15 protein-coding genes are annotated in these 16,655 nt (G+C 38.9%); all 15 read right to left on the bottom strand.

Annotated elements, in window-relative coordinates:
- Positions 1–3: 3 nt before the first annotated feature.
- The 15 genes from rsmB to A5889_RS10265 all read right to left on the bottom strand — a co-directional run bounded on the left by rsmB (position 4) and on the right by A5889_RS10265 (position 16,476).
- Positions 4–1,368: a 16S rRNA (cytosine(967)-C(5))-methyltransferase RsmB gene (gene rsmB / locus A5889_RS10335; protein ID WP_087641815.1), complete on the bottom strand. Its 1,365-nt coding sequence runs from the start codon at positions 1,366–1,368 to the stop codon at positions 4–6.
- 5 nt (positions 1,369–1,373) lie between these two features.
- Positions 1,374–2,315, bottom strand: a complete 942-nt coding sequence (gene fmt / locus A5889_RS10330) for a methionyl-tRNA formyltransferase (RefSeq protein ID WP_087641814.1) — start codon at positions 2,313–2,315, stop codon at positions 1,374–1,376.
- Entirely contained in the window at positions 2,308–2,802 is a 495-nt protein-coding gene (gene def, locus A5889_RS10325) for a peptide deformylase (protein WP_087641813.1), read from the bottom strand. The genes fmt and def overlap by 8 nt, the downstream gene beginning before the upstream one ends.
- 88 nt (positions 2,803–2,890) lie before the next feature.
- Positions 2,891–5,323 (bottom strand): primosomal protein N', encoded by a 2,433-nt coding sequence (priA, locus tag A5889_RS10320; RefSeq protein ID WP_087641812.1) that lies wholly within the window; start codon positions 5,321–5,323, stop codon positions 2,891–2,893.
- Positions 5,324–5,574: 251 nt separating this feature from the next.
- Positions 5,575–6,672, bottom strand: coding sequence for a hypothetical protein (locus A5889_RS10315; RefSeq protein WP_087641811.1), 1,098 nt, complete (start codon positions 6,670–6,672; stop codon positions 5,575–5,577).
- Positions 6,665–7,183, bottom strand: coding sequence for an RNA polymerase sigma factor (locus A5889_RS10310; protein ID WP_087641810.1), 519 nt, complete (start codon positions 7,181–7,183; stop codon positions 6,665–6,667). The genes A5889_RS10315 and A5889_RS10310 overlap by 8 nt, the downstream gene beginning before the upstream one ends.
- A 192-nt stretch (positions 7,184–7,375) precedes the next feature.
- A complete protein-coding gene (locus A5889_RS10305; RefSeq protein ID WP_176372881.1) occupies positions 7,376–8,068 on the bottom strand; it encodes a winged helix-turn-helix domain-containing protein in 693 nt (230 codons plus the stop codon).
- Positions 8,069–8,111: 43 nt separating this feature from the next.
- On the bottom strand, positions 8,112–8,705 hold the full coding sequence (gene lepB / locus A5889_RS10300; RefSeq protein WP_087642063.1) for a signal peptidase I: 594 nt from the start codon (positions 8,703–8,705) through the stop codon (positions 8,112–8,114).
- Positions 8,706–8,731: 26 nt separating this feature from the next.
- Positions 8,732–9,397: a hypothetical protein gene (locus tag A5889_RS10295; RefSeq protein WP_087641808.1), complete on the bottom strand. Its 666-nt coding sequence runs from the start codon at positions 9,395–9,397 to the stop codon at positions 8,732–8,734.
- 44 nt (positions 9,398–9,441) lie between these two features.
- Positions 9,442–10,518, bottom strand: a complete 1,077-nt coding sequence (locus tag A5889_RS10290) for a DUF916 and DUF3324 domain-containing protein (RefSeq protein WP_087641807.1) — start codon at positions 10,516–10,518, stop codon at positions 9,442–9,444.
- 144 nt (positions 10,519–10,662) lie between these two features.
- Positions 10,663–11,436, bottom strand: a complete 774-nt coding sequence (locus A5889_RS10285; protein WP_087641806.1) for a WxL domain-containing protein — start codon at positions 11,434–11,436, stop codon at positions 10,663–10,665.
- A 27-nt stretch (positions 11,437–11,463) separates the two neighbouring features.
- Positions 11,464–12,255 (bottom strand): WxL domain-containing protein, encoded by a 792-nt coding sequence (locus A5889_RS10280; protein WP_087641805.1) that lies wholly within the window; start codon positions 12,253–12,255, stop codon positions 11,464–11,466.
- Between the two features lies 1 nt (position 12,256).
- Positions 12,257–12,586: an LPXTG cell wall anchor domain-containing protein gene (locus A5889_RS10275; RefSeq protein WP_087641804.1), complete on the bottom strand. Its 330-nt coding sequence runs from the start codon at positions 12,584–12,586 to the stop codon at positions 12,257–12,259.
- 16 nt (positions 12,587–12,602) lie between these two features.
- Entirely contained in the window at positions 12,603–15,056 is a 2,454-nt protein-coding gene (locus tag A5889_RS10270) for a lectin-like domain-containing protein (RefSeq protein WP_087641803.1), read from the bottom strand.
- A gap of 319 nt (positions 15,057–15,375) precedes the next feature.
- Entirely contained in the window at positions 15,376–16,476 is a 1,101-nt protein-coding gene (locus A5889_RS10265) for a tyrosine-type recombinase/integrase (protein ID WP_087641802.1), read from the bottom strand.
- Between the last annotated feature and the right edge of the window lie 179 nt (positions 16,477–16,655).

The raw sequence follows: 16,655 nt of genomic DNA, 5'->3' as shown, positions 1-16,655 counted from the left end.
CGTTTAACAAACTTTCTGCATACAACAAATAAAAAAGCCATCTGTCCCTAATTGATGCGGATATAATGTCAGCATTTGATCTTTAACAGCAGTCTGTACAAGGTCATTGGCTTTCACTTCGATTTTTTTAAATTCAGGGTGCTTCTCTAAAAATGCTGCAACAACTTCTTGATTTTCTTCTTCGGCAATCGTACAAGTGCTATAGACCATTATACCCCATTGTTTCAATGTTGGGGCAACACTTTCCAGAATTTCCAGCTGGATTTTTGGCAGCTGTTCAAAATCTTGTGCTGATTTATGGTACTTGATATCCGGCTTTCTGCGCATCAAACCTAACCCAGAACAAGGTGCATCGACTAAAATTCGATCAAAATAGTCAGCAGGAAACTCTTCGCCAACCTTACGTGCATCTAGTTTTTCAGTGTCTACTACCTCTTTCACATGAAGACGTTCTGCATTTTGTTTGATCAATTTTATTTTATGATCATGAATATCTAATGATTTTACGCGTCCACCTTGCTTAGAGTCTAAAAAGGTAGCAATATGAGTCGTTTTTCCTCCCGGTGCTGCACATGCATCCAGCACAACATGATTTTTTTCGATTTGCATCGCTGGTGCCACCAACATTGAACTTTCGTCCTGAATGGTCAGCTGTCCAGCGCCAAATAGATAGCTGCCGGCTAAAAAACCTTTGTCCGCCACCACACCATAAGGCGAAACCCGACTCGCTGAAGCTTCGATATGATCACGTTTCAACTCATCCAATGCCTCTTCAACGCTGATTTCATTTGTATCAACACGGCCGCTGACATGGCTTTTTTCAAACAGAGATAAGCCCAACGTTCTTGTTTCTTCCACGCCCAATTGCTTGATCAGTTTTTCTGTCAGCCATTGCGGCATACTGATCTCGATCGACAAGCGTTTGATAGGATCTTGGATTTTCTCTAAGCTTGGCGCGCCTTCACGTTGAAACGCCCGCAATACACCATTGACAAATTTACCGATGCCGCTATTTCCACGATGTTTTCCAATTTCGACAGCTTCATTGATGATCGCATGATCGGGTATTTTATCTAGAAAAACGAGTTGATATACGGACAAACTAAGCAAATTCTTGACCCAACTATCGACCTTTTTAGGGTTTTGAATAAAAGGTGTTAAATAGTATTCTAATAATAATTTGCGGCTGATCGTGCCGTAAACAAGCTCTGTAAATAAACGACTGTCTTTTTCTCCTAATGCAGAGCTATTGATCATTTCATTTAATAATAGATTGGAGTACGCTCCTCCATTATCCACACGTTCGATGGTTCTCAATGCCACATAACGTACGGAGTTCTTCACTCGTGCTGGTATTTTTTTACCCATTCTGATCAGCCCACCTTATCTGCTTCTGCTACTGTTTGACCTACGCCATTCAAGAAATCTTGAACAGAGAGTTTTCCTTTACCAGAGGGCTGAAGGACATTCACAGAAAGCACTGTGCCTTGACCACAAGCGATCCATAGCTCTTTTTTACTACGTTTGACCACCGTTCCAGGAGCAGCTTTTGTCGTCTCCGTTAAAGGTGTAACATCCCAAATTTTCCAATTGCTCTCTTTATACGTAGTGAAAGCTGTCGGCCAAGGACGCATTCCACGCACTTGATTATCTACTTGTTCAGCTGTTTTATTCCAGTCGATCCGTTCTTGCTCTCTTGTGATATTTGGTGAGAAAGTCACCTGATCTTCTGCCTGAGGTATCGGCGTGATTTGGTTGTTTAAGAGTTTTGGTAATGTGTCCAGCAATAATTCTTTGCCTACAACACTTAAACGTTCAAACATTGTACCGACATCATCTGATTTAGTGATCGGAATAGCTTTTTGCGAAAGGATGTCCCCAGCATCCATTTTTTTTACCATTTCCATGATCGTCACGCCTGTTTCTTTTTCTCCTTCAATAATAGAATAATGAACAGGTGCTCCGCCACGGTATTTAGGCAGTAAAGACGCATGAACATTGATCGCACCAAATTTAGGTGTTTGTAGAATCTTTTCTGGTAAAAACTGTCCAAAGGCAGCTGTGACAATTAAATCCGGTGCCAGTTCGATGATTTTATCCATCTCAGCAGATCCTGAGATTTTTTCCGGCTGTAAGACAAGCAATCCATGTTTGACTGCAGCTTTTTTGACTGGTGTTGGCGTGATTACTTTTTTCCGTCCTACTGGGCGATCAGGCTGTGTCACGACTGCTTGGATCTCATAGCCATTTTCGATCAAGCCTTCTAAAATAGGGACTGAAAACGCTGGTGTTCCCATAAATATAAGTTTAGTCATCTAAATGTTCCTCCATATATGCATCTAAATCTTCCGGTTTGATCGGTTCGATGATCTTATCGATAAATAATTCTCCGTTTAAATGATCGATTTCATGCTGAAAAGCTCTAGCTAAATAACCATAGGCAGTTACTTCGATCTCATCTCCTTCACGATCGAAATACCGAACCGTGACTTCTTCTGCCCGCTCAACCGTTCCATAGGTGCCCGGAATGCTTAAGCAGCCTTCAACATCGACATCCGTTCCTTTACTTTCAATGATTTCAGGATTGATCAATTCAAACAACCCCGTTTCCTCGTCGACTTCGATCACTGCAAGTTGAATATTTTTACCGATTTGCGGCGCTGCCAGACCAATTCCGTCATGAGCAATCATTGTTTCATACATATTTTCTAAAATAGTGATGGTTTCATCCGTGATCATAGTGACCGGCATTGCTTTTTGCATCAAACGTTCATTGGGATGTATCACAATAGGATAGCGCATAAAAATTCCTTTCTATTTGACTGACTTCATTTTTGTACTCAGTCTTTTTCTTTTGATTAACAGTTAGCTTTTGAAGCCCTAGACAACATCAGATAAAATTCATCGGTTCTGCATCGATCGATAGTTTCAGTCCGTGTGCTGTAGCCTTTTGAGTATCTGTCAGTATTTTCTTTAACATATTCTGTAAATTAGGCTCATGCTTATATTTGATGATCACTTGATAGAAGTAACGATTATTGACACGCATGATTGCATTCGGCGTTGGTCCCAGCAAAATACTTTGATCAGATAGACCAGCCTTTAACTCCTTAACGATTTCAAACATCTGCTTTGCTGCTTGGTTTTCCTCTGGATGGCTGGCAGTGATTTGGACGGTAAAATAAAAGGGCGGATAGTCGCCACGATGACGAACATACATCTCTTTTTGATAAAAGTCTTCATAATCTTGTGCTTTAGCCAGCTGAATTGCATAATGTTCTGGATTAAAAGACTGGATGATCACTTCACCTGGTTTTTCAGCTCGGCCTGCTCGACCACTGACTTGAGTCAATAGCTGAAACGTTCGCTCACTGGAACGAAAGTCGGGAAGATTCAATGCGGTATCAGCATTCAATACACCGACCAACGTAACATTCGGAAAATCCAGTCCTTTAGCGATCATTTGAGTTCCTAATAAGATGTCTGCTTCATGGTTGCCAAATGCTGTCAAAATTTTCTCATGGGCGCCTTTACGTCGAGTTGTATCGACATCCATTCGTAAAATTCGACTTTCCGGAAATAACTGCTTCAATTCTTCTTCTACCTTTTGCGTCCCAGTTCCATAGTAACGAATCTTATCCCCGTCACAATTTGGGCAGCGGTGTGGAATCCGTTCTTCATGACCACAATAATGACACTTCATTGTTTTCGTATCCATGTGCAAAGTCAATGAAATATCACAATTTGGACAAGGTAAAACATACCCGCAATCACGGCACATCACAAAAGAAGAATACCCTCGGCGATTCAACAATAGAACACTTTGTTCCTTTTTAGCCATACGATCCCGTAGCTTTTCTTGAAGCGCTAATGAAAAGGAAGAGGTGTTTTTCCTTTGTACTTCTTCTCTCATATCTACGACTTCGATCGTCGGCAGGGATGCGGTCTGGTTTGCTCTTTTCGTTAGGACCAAGCGTTCATAGACATTTTTTTGTGTCCGTGCTCGAGACTCTAAGGACGGTGTCGCACTCCCCAAAACCACTGGACAATGATGATACTCCCCACGCCAAATTGCTAAATCACGTGCATGATATCGCGGCGTTTCTTCCTGCTTATAACTAGCTTCATGTTCTTCATCGATAATAATGACACCAACATTTTCTAACGGTGAAAAAATAGCTGAACGTACACCTACTACTACTTGCGCTTCACCGCGTTCGATCTTACGCCATTCATCATATTTTTCCCCTTGAGATAATGCACTGTGCATCACTGCCACTTGATCACCAAAGCGGCTCTTGAAGCGTTGGACCATCTGTGGCGTCAACGAAATTTCCGGTACAAGCATCATTGCCGTTTTTCCTTGATGTAAAGCTTCTGCAATGATTTGTAGATAGACTTCTGTTTTACCACTTCCAGTAATTCCTTCTAACAAGTAGGTCTTACTTGTTCCCTGATTCATCGAACCCAATACTTGATCAACTGCGATCTGTTGTTCTTCATTCAATGATAATGCCGTTGTTTGTTCAAAGGTATGATCTGCAAATGGATCACGATAAGCTTCGGTTTCAACAAAAATCAACCAACCTCGTTTTGCTCCATCATTTAACACAGCTGTACTAAAACCCAATTCTTTCATTTCTTTGACGGTCGTTAGCTGTTCTGTGCCCAACTGCTGTAAATAATTGATCAGCTGTTCTTTTTTTTGTGCCCCTTTTCTAAGCGCCATTCGCGCTTCTTCCAGCTGTTCAAAGCTTTTGGTCGCTTGGATCTGCCGAATCGTTTTGACTTTGTTTCTAGTATTGACTTCATAACGAATATCGACTTTCTGCAGCTTTCTAAGCTGCATCAGCTGAGGCAAAATATTGCGTGCTTGTGCATCTTCCCAAGCGATTTCATCTAATCCATAGAATAGTTCATCCTGCATTGCTTCTTCTAATTCGTCAGTCAAATATATGTATTTTCGGTAATCTGCTCTCATCACACTAGGTAACATCGTTTGCAGGCAGGTGATTTTAAAAGCGAATGTTTTTTCCTTCATATAGTCTGCTAAGGCTAATAACTCTGTATTTAGTACGGGTTTCAAATCTAATACAGAAAGGATTTCCTTCCATTGAAATGTTTGCTTTGCTATTTCAGCTTCAGAAACGGTTCTGATTTCTAGAACAAACCCTTGCAAATGGCGATTTCCATTGCCAAAAGGAACTGCTACCCGCATTCCTACTGAAAGTTGTTCTTCTAAGTCTAAAGGAATCAAATAAGTAAACGGTTGATCCGTCTGCATCGTTGGAACATCAACAATGACCTGCGCCGTTTTTCTCATGTCCATTCCTCCTTTTATTCTTGTCAGTTGATTCTCTGTTTTCGCTTTTCTTTGCTTATTGTACTAAAGAATCCTTGATTTGTCTTGCTCCTCTGATTTCTATTGCAAAAAATTAACAGATAATAACGGAACATGTGTATACATAATCATATAAAGAGGGTATCTGAGTAGTCCTGAACATTGCAACTGGTCGATACATCACTTAAATCAAAAAAGTTCTGAATCATAATGGTTCAGAACTTTTTATTTCTCTATTTAGGCGGTCCTGCTTCATTTTGAAGATCAAAACGACCAATTTCTTCCAGTGCTTCGCCGGTAAAATCATCTGCCTCGTTTAGCTGAATGGTATATACTGATGTTGTATCCAGTGCACTGAAATCGAATGAGATGTTTATTTCACCCTTTTCAAGATCATATATCATCTGATCCACTTGATTTTCACTTTTGACACCGTTCTTAAAGAGTGTTACTGACGGATTACTCTGTTCATTTAATGGAGCAATAAATTTCACAGACGTTTGCAATGCATCATTTTTCACTCTGATATCAGTAATATTGTTGATATTCGTAATGTTCGTTTTCGCTGTTTGTGTCAATGGTTTATACTCAATCTCAAAGCGCCAATCTCCCTCATACTCCAAGGCTGTATCTACGCTAAACGGTTGTGGATGAACCGGATCTGCAAAAGCTGCTGCTTGTGCAGCCATGAAATCATCATTATCCTGCCACCATAATCTATTAATGACCAATGTCAACTTTGCATCATCAGGGATTTTTTCTCTTGTAAATGTCGATACTACAGAGCCATAAAACATATTTCCTTCAATGCGGAAAGTAGGATATTGTGTTACCCCTCCAAACAAATCTTCTGAACTTCCTTCAGCAAATAGACCAAAATCAATAAACTGCATGCTATTCCCTACTGCAATATCTTTTTCTAATAACGCCCTCAATTTTTCATCATTCAGTTCAAATTGATAATCAAACGCATACTTCTTCTTCGTTGAGACAAATTTTGTCAGCTTGATTTCTCTGCCGTTAGAAACGCTTGTTAGATCCAGTTGTGTCGGAATCTGATTGTTCTCTACTATTTCAACACCAGAATCTTTGCTGATTCCAAAGGCTTGCTCGATTGCTGCACCAACAGGCGTTTTCGTTATGATGAACAACAACGCGAGCGCTGCAAGTGCGATTGAAATGATGATTTTATACATATAGCTTATTTTGATTTTTTTATCTTGTTTTATTTTATTATTTAAAATAGCTGTTCGACTATATGTCAATTTTTCCATAACTTCTTTTGGAATTTCTTTTTCGTTTTTAAGTGTATCGATTATTTTTTTATCCATTGTTTTCCTCCTCCAATAGATTTTTTAATTTCACTCTGCCACGCATCAGTCTTGTTTTCACTGTGTTCGTTGACATTTTTAATTGTTCTGAGATTTCTTTGATGCTAAAACCTGCGTAATAGTATAAAACAAGCGGGATTCTATAGTTCTCTGATAATGCATTCAATTCTTGGATTAAATCAGGTATTTCACAATCGACTATTCCGTTTTGTACATGCTTTTCTTCGAATTCGATTCCTTTGACTCTCTTTTTTAAAATATCTTTCGCACTGTTGACCATGATTCGAAAGATCCACGTGTTAAATGCAGCTTCGTTTTTTAAATTTGTAATTTTCTGCCAAGCACGAATTTCAGTTTCCTGTAAACAATCAGCAACATCTTCATCATTTAACAACAGCTTATAAGCTGCATTATATAAAACAACTTGGTACATCTCGCAAAGCTGTACAAAGGCGTGCGCATCACCTTTCTTTGCTTTTTTGACCAGCTTGATTTGCAAATCTTTTTCCATTTTTCTCCTCCCTTACACCTATTAGACGGCAACTTTGTCCTAAAGGTTTCAAAATAGTTTATTTTTCTTCATTATTTTTGATCAGGTCTTCTAAGCTTCTAAACTTTACAATAGAATAGAAAAATTTTCATCCTTTCTGGAAAATAAAAAAGTTTGAACACATTCCTTTCGGTATGTTCAAACTTTTTTTATTCAATCAAACGTCAAAATGTAGCCTTTTGAACGGACTGTTCGGATCGGCTTGGACGTTCCTGTCTCAGCTTCGAATTTCTTTCGTATATGAAAAATCAAATTACTGATGCGATATAGCTTCCGGTGTTCACTTTCTGGATCTCCCCAGATTGCATTATAAATTTCTTCATAGGTAACTGTTTCACCCATATTCTGTACTAAAAGATCCATCGCTTTATATTCAAGATTCGTTAATTGAACCTCTTCATTATCATTAACGATGACACTTCTATTTTTAATATTTAAAACAAGCCCATCATTACTCGTTTCACCTGATTCTTTTTCTCTTATTTTTTGCGGATGATTTTTTTTGCGCCGTAAAGCATTGGACACGATCAAGGTCCATTCTTCTAAACTTATATTTTCTGTCATCACACCGTCCGCGCCAAGTCTTAAATACACCAATCGATTCATTTCATTTTGCGTCTTTGACCAAATCCAGATCAATGAACCTGTTTCTTTGTTTATCTGTAGTAATCGAGCGCAAGTTGCTCCAACTTGTTCCAGCGTGTTTTCTAGCAAAATGAGCAGATCAAAAATAGTCTCTTTATCCAAAACTGCTTGATGCAGTTCCCAATCATTCGGCAGTTGCGCCTGTAGCTGCGCCCATTCTGCCGCATCGCCTTCAAAGTTTACCACACCAATACGATACATACTTTCTCCTCCCATAGAAAAAATTCACATTTACTTGATACCTTTATCGGTAGCTTCTGATTTGATAAAACGGCCACCAGCGCAATTCAACTGTTCCTATGATCTTCTTTTTATCAACAACTCCATAATAGCGGCTATCTGTTGCATATCCACGATTATCACCGAGAACAAGATAGTGACCATCCGGAATGGTCCCATCATCCGTTTTGAGAATATCAGTTGAATCAAAATCTTTTGTGATCACTTCATCAGCCAATTTTGCTTGAGCCAATGACTTTTGTAAAAAACGTTCTACTACTAGTCGATCATTTATATACAGATCATCATTGGTGTAACGCACCTGTTCTCCCGGCAAGCCAATGATTCGCCGAATGGCTGTGCCTTTTCCATCCGGCTGCTTAAAATAAATCAAGGAAAAACGCCGCAGTTTACCTAAACGATTGACATAAACACGATCTCCATCCCTTAGACTGTTCATCATTCCATACCCAACATTTTCAGGCAAGGAAAATACAAATCGTGAAAGCAATAGTCCGATCAAAATGACGATCAAAAAAGTGATCGCTACTTCTCTTCCAAGTTCTTTGTGCTTCTGACGTTTACGATTTTTCTTATGAATTATTCTTTTTCTATTCATTTCAGCCACAGCCATTTCCTAAAACACTATTTCTTTTGCTCAAGTGCCGATTCGTTGACGTTAAAATAAACAAAAATCTTTTTTTGAGTCGCTTGAACTTTTTTGATATCTGCTACATAATCATCATAAATTGTTTTTTCTTGTAAGCTTTCAGCAGATTGATTATTCAAATTCAATCCCAACTCTTTCATTTGAGAATAATAGCGATTTAACAGCTTTTGTCCTTCTAAAGTAAGTCGTGGATCTGCGTAACGAACACCAAAGCCGGATAATTTAGCAGCCAGTTCCCGTAAATTTTTACTTGTCTTTTCTTTATTCGTCGTTTCTTTTACTGCTGCCAGCTGCTGCTCTGTTTTATTTAATAAAAAATACCCTTCTACAATCCCATCAGAATCTCGATCACTTAAATTTGTTGCTTGGTGATAACGGGAAAATACGGTCCCTCCCGCTAAAAGCCCTCCTAGCATGAAAAGGATCAGACCTGACCGAAGTCGTTTTTTCCGTCTTTTGCGTAATTTAAATATCTTCTTTTTAAGAAACTTCCTTTTTTTCTTGCTTTTAGGTTTACGTTGTTCTAACTGCTTGATTTTTTTTCGTATAAAGAAACTAGAGACAAAAAAGGCACTAGCGAAAATCATACAGAGGATAGCTGTCGAAAGTATCCCAATAAATAGCCCATCCAGTATCGTCATGTTTCTATCCTCCAATATTCAACAAAATCAAAGAACTGTTTGGGTCATTCTGCTCTTTTTTTTCTTGGTTTCATTCCTTTGCGCCTTTTCTTCGCTCTTTTTTTCTTCCGATTTAAGAAATGCACCACAAAGAAGATCCCCAAAACCATGCTTAATGCACCAGCTACCAAAATTAAGATCAACGGCCAGTTCACACGACTTTCCTGCAGTAAACTCACATCTTCTTGGTTGAACTTATCTGCTTCTTCATCTGTGATCGTAAATTCTTGCTCCCATTCCCATCTACCATCATTGTCTGTTGTGACCAATACATGTGCCCGATAATCACCAGCTACCATTTTTTCACCATTCATCAAGACAGGAAAATTGATTTGAGAATTCGGAGCCATCCGCATTTTATTTTGTTTGGTGTCATATAAGACTTCATCTGAACCTTTTGCCATAATTTGAACATCAACTGTCATGTTATCGATATACGCCTGCTGAGTGTTGGAGTAATTGATGAATACAGCATTGCGGTAGTTCTGCTGTTCTGCAAAAACTTTATTTAATTGCAGCGATGGTTTTATTGCTATGTCTGTTTCCGTTAAGATCATTCCAACCAAATAACCATACTCATTTTTGATCATCGCTTCTTGATCCTCTGTTTGTCCCTTTTGGATCATATAAATACCACCAGAAATCACACCATCAAATTGAGTTGCCGGCATTTTGATCGTCAGTGGATAATCCACACTTTGCTTTGCTGGAATCTTGACCGTTGTATCCCCTTTGACTAAATCAGCAAAATCATATTTCAGTGATTTGTCCTTTTCCAATTTCGACGGTCCGTATTCGATGACTCCATTTGTATTTGTTTTGGCACTATTCAATGAAACATTTACAGTGATCTCTTTATCAGAACTATTATTCATTTTGATTATGACTGTTTGTTCCTGATCGGGTGTCATCCGTAAATCGAAATAACCGACTTCTTTATTATGTTGGTTTTCTGGCTGAATTACTTTGTAAGTGAAGCTGCTGCCGTCATCGTCTGATGCCTGAGCAATAATAGATAAAAAGCCACTATTGATCCCTATGTATAGAATAACGATCAGCCACATTGAAAAAAATTTTTTCATTACTACTGCCCTTTCCTCTCAAAGAGAATCAGGGTTCGGACAGAAGTAATCAACTTCCGTCCACCCTTTTTTCAGGCATCTAAGGACAAAACATAAGTGTATTTGTATTCGTCGCCTTATTCTCTTCTTAAAATTTGACTCGATTTATCTTGCGTCTGCGATCGTCCAAGTGATCGTTGAAGAATAACCACTGTTTGTTGATAACTTGTTCCCTGCTGAAGGAACCCATAATTTTACAGAGTCTCCTGCAGTATTATCAGCTACATCACCGAATTGAAGAATAAATTGACCAAATCCTTTATCTGCTGCATCTTGTGTGACAAAGGTCGTCGGTGTTGTACCATCTGTTTCAACCGTTTGAGTTGCTGGAACTCCTGCAGCATTTACTTGATTTTGATCTGCACCATTGACTAATTTGATATTATTGAATTTTAATTGAGCAGATTTCAATTCGTTTTTATCCGTATTCGTAAAGGTCGTCGCTTTAGCAGTCAATGTGTGTTTATTTGGTTGATTGTCTGCACGTGTATCTTTAAATTGAACGAAGTTAGGACTAGCTACTTTCACGCCGTCTTTGTATTCTACTTCAGCAGCAGCGGCTGTATATTCCCAACCATTTCCTGTCGCTGGTGTTACTTTGTTATTTCCGAAGTTTAAATCAGTCACTGCGATCACTTTTAACGGCCCTTTAGCAGGGTTTACCGGTGGGTTAACGATTGGATTTTCAGGATCGACTGGTTTCGTTGGATCTGTTGGATCGACTGGTTTATCCTCTCCATCATCTTCGCTGAAGTTGATCGTTCCTTTACCGCTCCATTCCAATGGATTCTCAGCAGCAGATGCTCCTGTTGGGAATGCTGCAGCTGCTCCAAATGCTGCGACTAAAGCTGCAGCGCATAATTTGTGTGTGAATTTCATGTGTGTTTCCTCCTAGAATTGTTTGATTTATGGTAGCTCGGATAAAATCCAAGTTAACACCGTTTGATAGTTGCCAGGCTCTTTTGCTCCTTTTGCAGGAATGAATAAAGAGACGGCTTGATTCTCGTAAATTGGTTGATTATTAAATGCTGGATCCAGTATTGGATTATTTTTTTCATCCAGTTTAGGTCTCAGTGTATCTGCTCGATTTTTATCGTTCGACACAGATGCGCCGAAAATGATCGACCACGTTCCTTCACCCTTTTGCGGTTTCGCTTCAGCCAAATTGTATGTTTCTCCAATATTTAACAGGCGGATGACTTCTTTAGAAACAGTCGGTGCTGTTGCTGGATCATTCAATGAATTCGACCAAGATTGGTCAAACGATAAGACTGCACCTTTCAGCTTTTGATTTTTCGCTGATTGATTCTGAAATTGTGTCTCCTGTTTGATCTGCAGCGCCCAACCTGTACTCTTGTCTCTAAAATCCGATACTTGAATGAAATTTCCGCGTGCACCTGTATCATCTTTAAAAAGTTGTGCATGGCCATAGTATGTTTGATCAGTATCACTAATTTCCGCTTCTCCAAAATTTATTTGCGGAACAAAGTCAAAACGCAGTTGGCGATCCGTACTGGGACTATCACCAGGATCAGCGGGATTTCCGGGATTTTCTGGATCCATCACTTGTTTAGGATGGTTCCCAGTGAATTGAACTGTCGCATCGCCAGAATAGGAGGTTGCCGTTGCCGCAGTATCTAACGGCTTCAACAACAGGCTGACTATCGATAAAGCCAACAATAAACCTGCTTTTTTCATACTAGTCTCCTCTCCTTTCGGCATTCCCTTTTAAGAAAAGCAACGACAGCGTGACAATCAAGACGATTCCTCCGCTAATGAGTAAACTGATCGTTACTAAATCCCCTGTTTGCGGCAGGCGACCTACTGGTTTTTCTTTCGGTGTCAGCGGTTCATTTGATGAATCACTCGTTTGGCTTGACGTTGTTTTAGCCTTACGCAGAACAACACCAGCATTCGTTTGTACTTGTCCACCCTCCTCAACAGCCCAAGCTTCATTGATTGTTCCAAAAGATAGGGCAAGAAAAATGATGGGGAGTAGGACGAACTGAATCTTATTTATTTGCTTCATCACAATCTCTCCTCCATCAATATGCTTCTTCGATCTGCCAAGTAAGAGTCGTTTCATAGTTTCCAGTTTGTTTGATAGAGCCTATCGGTGCGTTAAAGCGTAATCCTTGTTTATTCGGTCCCCAGGTCTCTTCGCTGATATCATATTTTCCAGAAGCTTGATGCTTGGAACGAAAGACTTCCTGAGCCTCTGTAGAGATTATCTTTTCTGCATCCGCCGTTTGGTAACTCAACGCATTCGGAAGTCGTTGTTGCTCATCTCCTGTAAGACTAAAATCCTGCGATTGTTTTAAGGTTATTTTCCATGTACCTAACGTTGAGCGGTTGTCCCAGATCACTAAGTGTTGATCGTAGATTGGATCCGTAAATTTTTTATTTTGCCCACTTACTTTTTGATCGCCAAAATCGATCGTATTCGGTGCTGACTCGATAAATAACGTTCCTTTAAAGGTATATTTCCGTGACACTCCTTCTGGTAAAATCAATAGATTCTTCTCATCAGATGGTGTTGTATCTTTGACATAATTTAATGCTTTTACAGCATTCAGTTTTTCCAAAAGTTCCTGATTTTTTGTTAAATCGATTTGTTCTGATACATTTGCTTCAAATGAAAAATCTTCAATGATCGGCTGGTCATTTTCGTCAACAAAGCTAATTTTAACGGTGGCAAAGCTTTGTATCACCGTAACATTCAATGGCTTTTCTACTTTCTCTACACCAGTACCGTAAAATGCGGTGATTGGATATACTCCTGGACCTGCTAATGCGGGCGGTTTGGGCAACGTGCCCAGTGAAAACGTCAATTGAGTGCTGTCTAATTCATTTGCTGCTACAACATTGTATTGCCAAAGCCTAAGTGCTCCTCTTTGATGAATAAGCGTCTCTAAATCTTGTTGTGTTTTCGGATACTCTTTCGCAGTTACACTGAGATCTTTTCCTTGAATAATATACTTATTGCTTTTGACCGTTGTTTGATCTTCTATAAAGAGTGGGATCGTTATATCACGAGCGTTTCCCTTTTCGTCTGTAAGCGTCAGTATAAAACTGCTAGGACCAACAGCGCTAACTATCTTTTCAATATCCTGTCCTGTTTTTAAACGAATATCGATATTTTCCTTAGAGCTATAATCATCCTGATAATCCCAAAAGAACGGATCATACTCTTTCGCTTCAGTGATTGCTTGTGTATCTCCGCGTTCAATAAACGTTAGCTTCCCTAGACCAACCGGCGGGTCCAAGTCGTAGTTGATATCGTAGAATACCTTTTTCTCTGAGATCACATTTTTAGCCGTTGCTTTTGCAGTAATCCCTAATTTCGCACTGGTCGTCAGTTCAGTATCCTTTACTTTAAACTGAATATCGATTTTACTGTCGGCACTTGATAGATCTTTTCCTAACGAAAGCTCCAATGTATTATTAATATAAGTAGGCGTAACGGCTGCCCCATTTAAACGAAATGTTCCTTGCTGATAGACCTGATTTTGGTCTAATTCAAATGAGAATACAGGTTTTATCATGTTTTGTTTACCACCATTGTATTGACCTGTGTAATGAACAGTCACTTCAGAATCTTGTGTGATACTTTGAATTTTCTGGCCATTATTATCCATGAAATCCACATTTTCAGTATAGTTGACTAAACCTGGAACTGATTTGAATGCAACGATCGCTTTTTCCGAAAGAGCACCAGTAGATCCTGTAAAGCCCCAATACACATTATCCGTACCGAAAGTATCTTTTGTTATTGATACTGTGACAGGATCTAGATCCCCAAATGTATACGTAAGCTCACCAATATTGCTTGCATTCCATGCTTTCCATTGCAGCTTCAATAAACGCCACTGCCCATCTCCAAGCTTAAACGTTGGATACTGCAGACCCAAATGGTTAATTCCTGTAATCGTTGTATAAGGACTTGTATATTTATAGGAAGAAAGCTTATCTGGAAAAGAATAGGCAATATGTCCTTTATCCGTATTTTTGTTAAGTCCAGAGTCATAGCTATCGCCGTTATAATATGTGTCAAATTCAATCGCAAAACTATTTTTCAATTGTTGTCCACCGATTTTATTGGGGGTACCATAAATAACTCTATCCCCATAAATCGACAAACCATTCCCAACTAAGCCTGAAAAGTTAATCAGTTTTTCAGGATCATTGTGCATCACAAACGCGACACCATCTGCGTCTCCATCAAGATAGACGTACATTTCTGAATAAAAGTCTTTAGTCAAATCGATTTTATTCTGCTCTGTTGAAAAGATACTTCCGATTTGGCTAGCCTTTTTATCAGTGATCACTACATTATTTCCTTCAACATAGCTATTCGCGCCTTTTGGTGTGACAAAAATCTGATCTAGAGGTATACTTTGAGGCGCATCAACATAGCCTAAAGCTTCTGCTTTTAATGGCACACATAAAATTCCTGCAACTATAGCCACAAAGAAAGCTTTTTTGATTTTCTCTAACACTTTTCATTTTCACCTCCTTTCTATAAAAGGTGGTTCCAATTTTGTACATAACAAATAAACCTCCTTTAATCAGAATAATTGACTTCAATAAGTGTCTTTGATTAAATAAATAAAAGATTCTTATTTTTAAATCAAACGAGAAATGTAGTGAACCATTCTTGATCTGCAGGCATTCATTGATCAATTTGACGACGATTTTGACGGCGTAGAAAAATATATTCCAATATACTATGTGAGTTGCTTCATTACATTCAGGCTTTTAAATAACATTTGTTATTTAAAAGCCTGAATAAATCTACTTTGGCAAAAAACACCCAATCTAGAGCACTGCTAATTTATCGATTGCCGCTCGTTGTTCTTCAAAAAAGGAATTGGTATACGTATCCAAGGTTAGTTTTATTGATGAATGACCTAACAAAGAACTGATCGCTGCAATGTTTACCCCCAATTCGACACACCGAGTCGCAAATGTATGGCGTAACGCATGGAAGGGTACATTTAATAAGCCTATTCTTTTTTTTATTTGTTCAAACCTATAACTAACCGTTCTTGGTTCAACAGAACCTTGACTGCTTGTTACAACAAATTCAGAAGTAGATCGTTCTTTACATCTCAATAATGCTGTTTTAACTTTGAGCGATAGCGGGATCAATCGATCGGCGTTCATTGTTTTTGGTACTGTCTCGATGATTTTTGTACGCATTTCTGATGATTTCGGCATGGCAATCCGCTGTTTCGTCCGTTGAACGTGAATCACTGACTCTTCAAAATCGATATCTGACCATTTTAATGCACAGATTTCACCGATCCTCATCCCTGTTTCTAATGCTAATAAAATTGGTAATCCTTTTTCTGACTTCATGCTTTCAGCCTCTACCGCTTTTTGCTGTTTACGTGTCAAAGCATGAACTGTTTTCTTTTGGCTTTTAGGCAGTATTGTCCGTTCACAAGGGTTTAAGTAGATATAGCCGCGTTCTTTGGCAGCTTCCAAGCAACTTTTTAAAATTCGAAAAACAATCTGAATGGAACTTGCAGATAGTGAGCTAGAGAGCTGATTTACTAATTTATCCATATCGAACGGTGTCACTTTTTCTAGTGGACGATGTCCTAACATGGGGAAAATATGTATTTGAAGATTATTGCTATAGCTAGCATATGTGCTCTCTTTTAATCTAGGCGTCATGATATCATTTAGCCAAATATTCGCCCAATCACCGAGGGTTCCGCGAAATTTTTTAGAAGAACCTAAATAAAACACAGTTGTCTGCGCTTTTTTCTCAATCAATTGTTCTTTAACTAAGCGGTAGGAACGTGCGTAGATATAGCCATAATGAATCGAGCCGTCTTCTTTACGCCCTTTAGGATAGCGACCTTCCCAACGTCCATCTTTCCTTTTATAAATATTCTCACCTTTAGCCATAATGATCATGCCCCTTCATAAAATAGTGACGGCGGATTTGACGGCGGGAAAAAATACTCGCTCCAGAACTGAAAAACCGCCCGTTTTATCATTTTTTTAATAAAAATCGTAAAAAAATGATAAAATAATTGATTACTTTCTCTCTTTAAGCTATTGATTTATTTTTAACAAAGCCATAC

The organism is Enterococcus sp. 9D6_DIV0238 (genome assembly GCF_002174455.2).
Classification (GTDB): Bacteria; Bacillota; Bacilli; order Lactobacillales; family Enterococcaceae; genus Enterococcus_L; species Enterococcus_L dunnyi.
The sequence above is the reverse complement of the archived record's forward strand: the minus strand, read 5'-3'. Positions and strand labels throughout refer to the sequence as shown.

Coding starts and splice junctions, on each gene's coding strand:
- priA (WP_087641812.1), bottom strand. CDS start 5,323: ATGAGAAAAACGGCGCAGGTCATTGTTGATGTTCCAACGATGCAGACG.
- A5889_RS10285 (WP_087641806.1), bottom strand. CDS start 11,436: ATGAAATTCACACACAAATTATGCGCTGCAGCTTTAGTCGCAGCATTT.
- A5889_RS10280 (WP_087641805.1), bottom strand. CDS start 12,255: ATGAAAAAAGCAGGTTTATTGTTGGCTTTATCGATAGTCAGCCTGTTG.
- fmt (WP_087641814.1), bottom strand. CDS start 2,315: ATGACTAAACTTATATTTATGGGAACACCAGCGTTTTCAGTCCCTATT.
- rsmB (WP_087641815.1), bottom strand. CDS start 1,368: ATGGGTAAAAAAATACCAGCACGAGTGAAGAACTCCGTACGTTATGTG.
- A5889_RS10310 (WP_087641810.1), bottom strand. CDS start 7,183: ATGGAAAAAGATTTGCAAATCAAGCTGGTCAAAAAAGCAAAGAAAGGT.
- A5889_RS10275 (WP_087641804.1), bottom strand. CDS start 12,586: ATGAAGCAAATAAATAAGATTCAGTTCGTCCTACTCCCCATCATTTTT.
- def (WP_087641813.1), bottom strand. CDS start 2,802: ATGCGCTATCCTATTGTGATACATCCCAATGAACGTTTGATGCAAAAA.
- A5889_RS10295 (WP_087641808.1), bottom strand. CDS start 9,397: ATGACGATACTGGATGGGCTATTTATTGGGATACTTTCGACAGCTATC.
- A5889_RS10305 (WP_176372881.1), bottom strand. CDS start 8,068: ATGTATCGTATTGGTGTGGTAAACTTTGAAGGCGATGCGGCAGAATGG.
- A5889_RS10290 (WP_087641807.1), bottom strand. CDS start 10,518: ATGAAAAAATTTTTTTCAATGTGGCTGATCGTTATTCTATACATAGGG.
- A5889_RS10265 (WP_087641802.1), bottom strand. CDS start 16,476: ATGGCTAAAGGTGAGAATATTTATAAAAGGAAAGATGGACGTTGGGAA.
- A5889_RS10315 (WP_087641811.1), bottom strand. CDS start 6,672: ATGGATAAAAAAATAATCGATACACTTAAAAACGAAAAAGAAATTCCA.
- lepB (WP_087642063.1), bottom strand. CDS start 8,705: ATGAATAGAAAAAGAATAATTCATAAGAAAAATCGTAAACGTCAGAAG.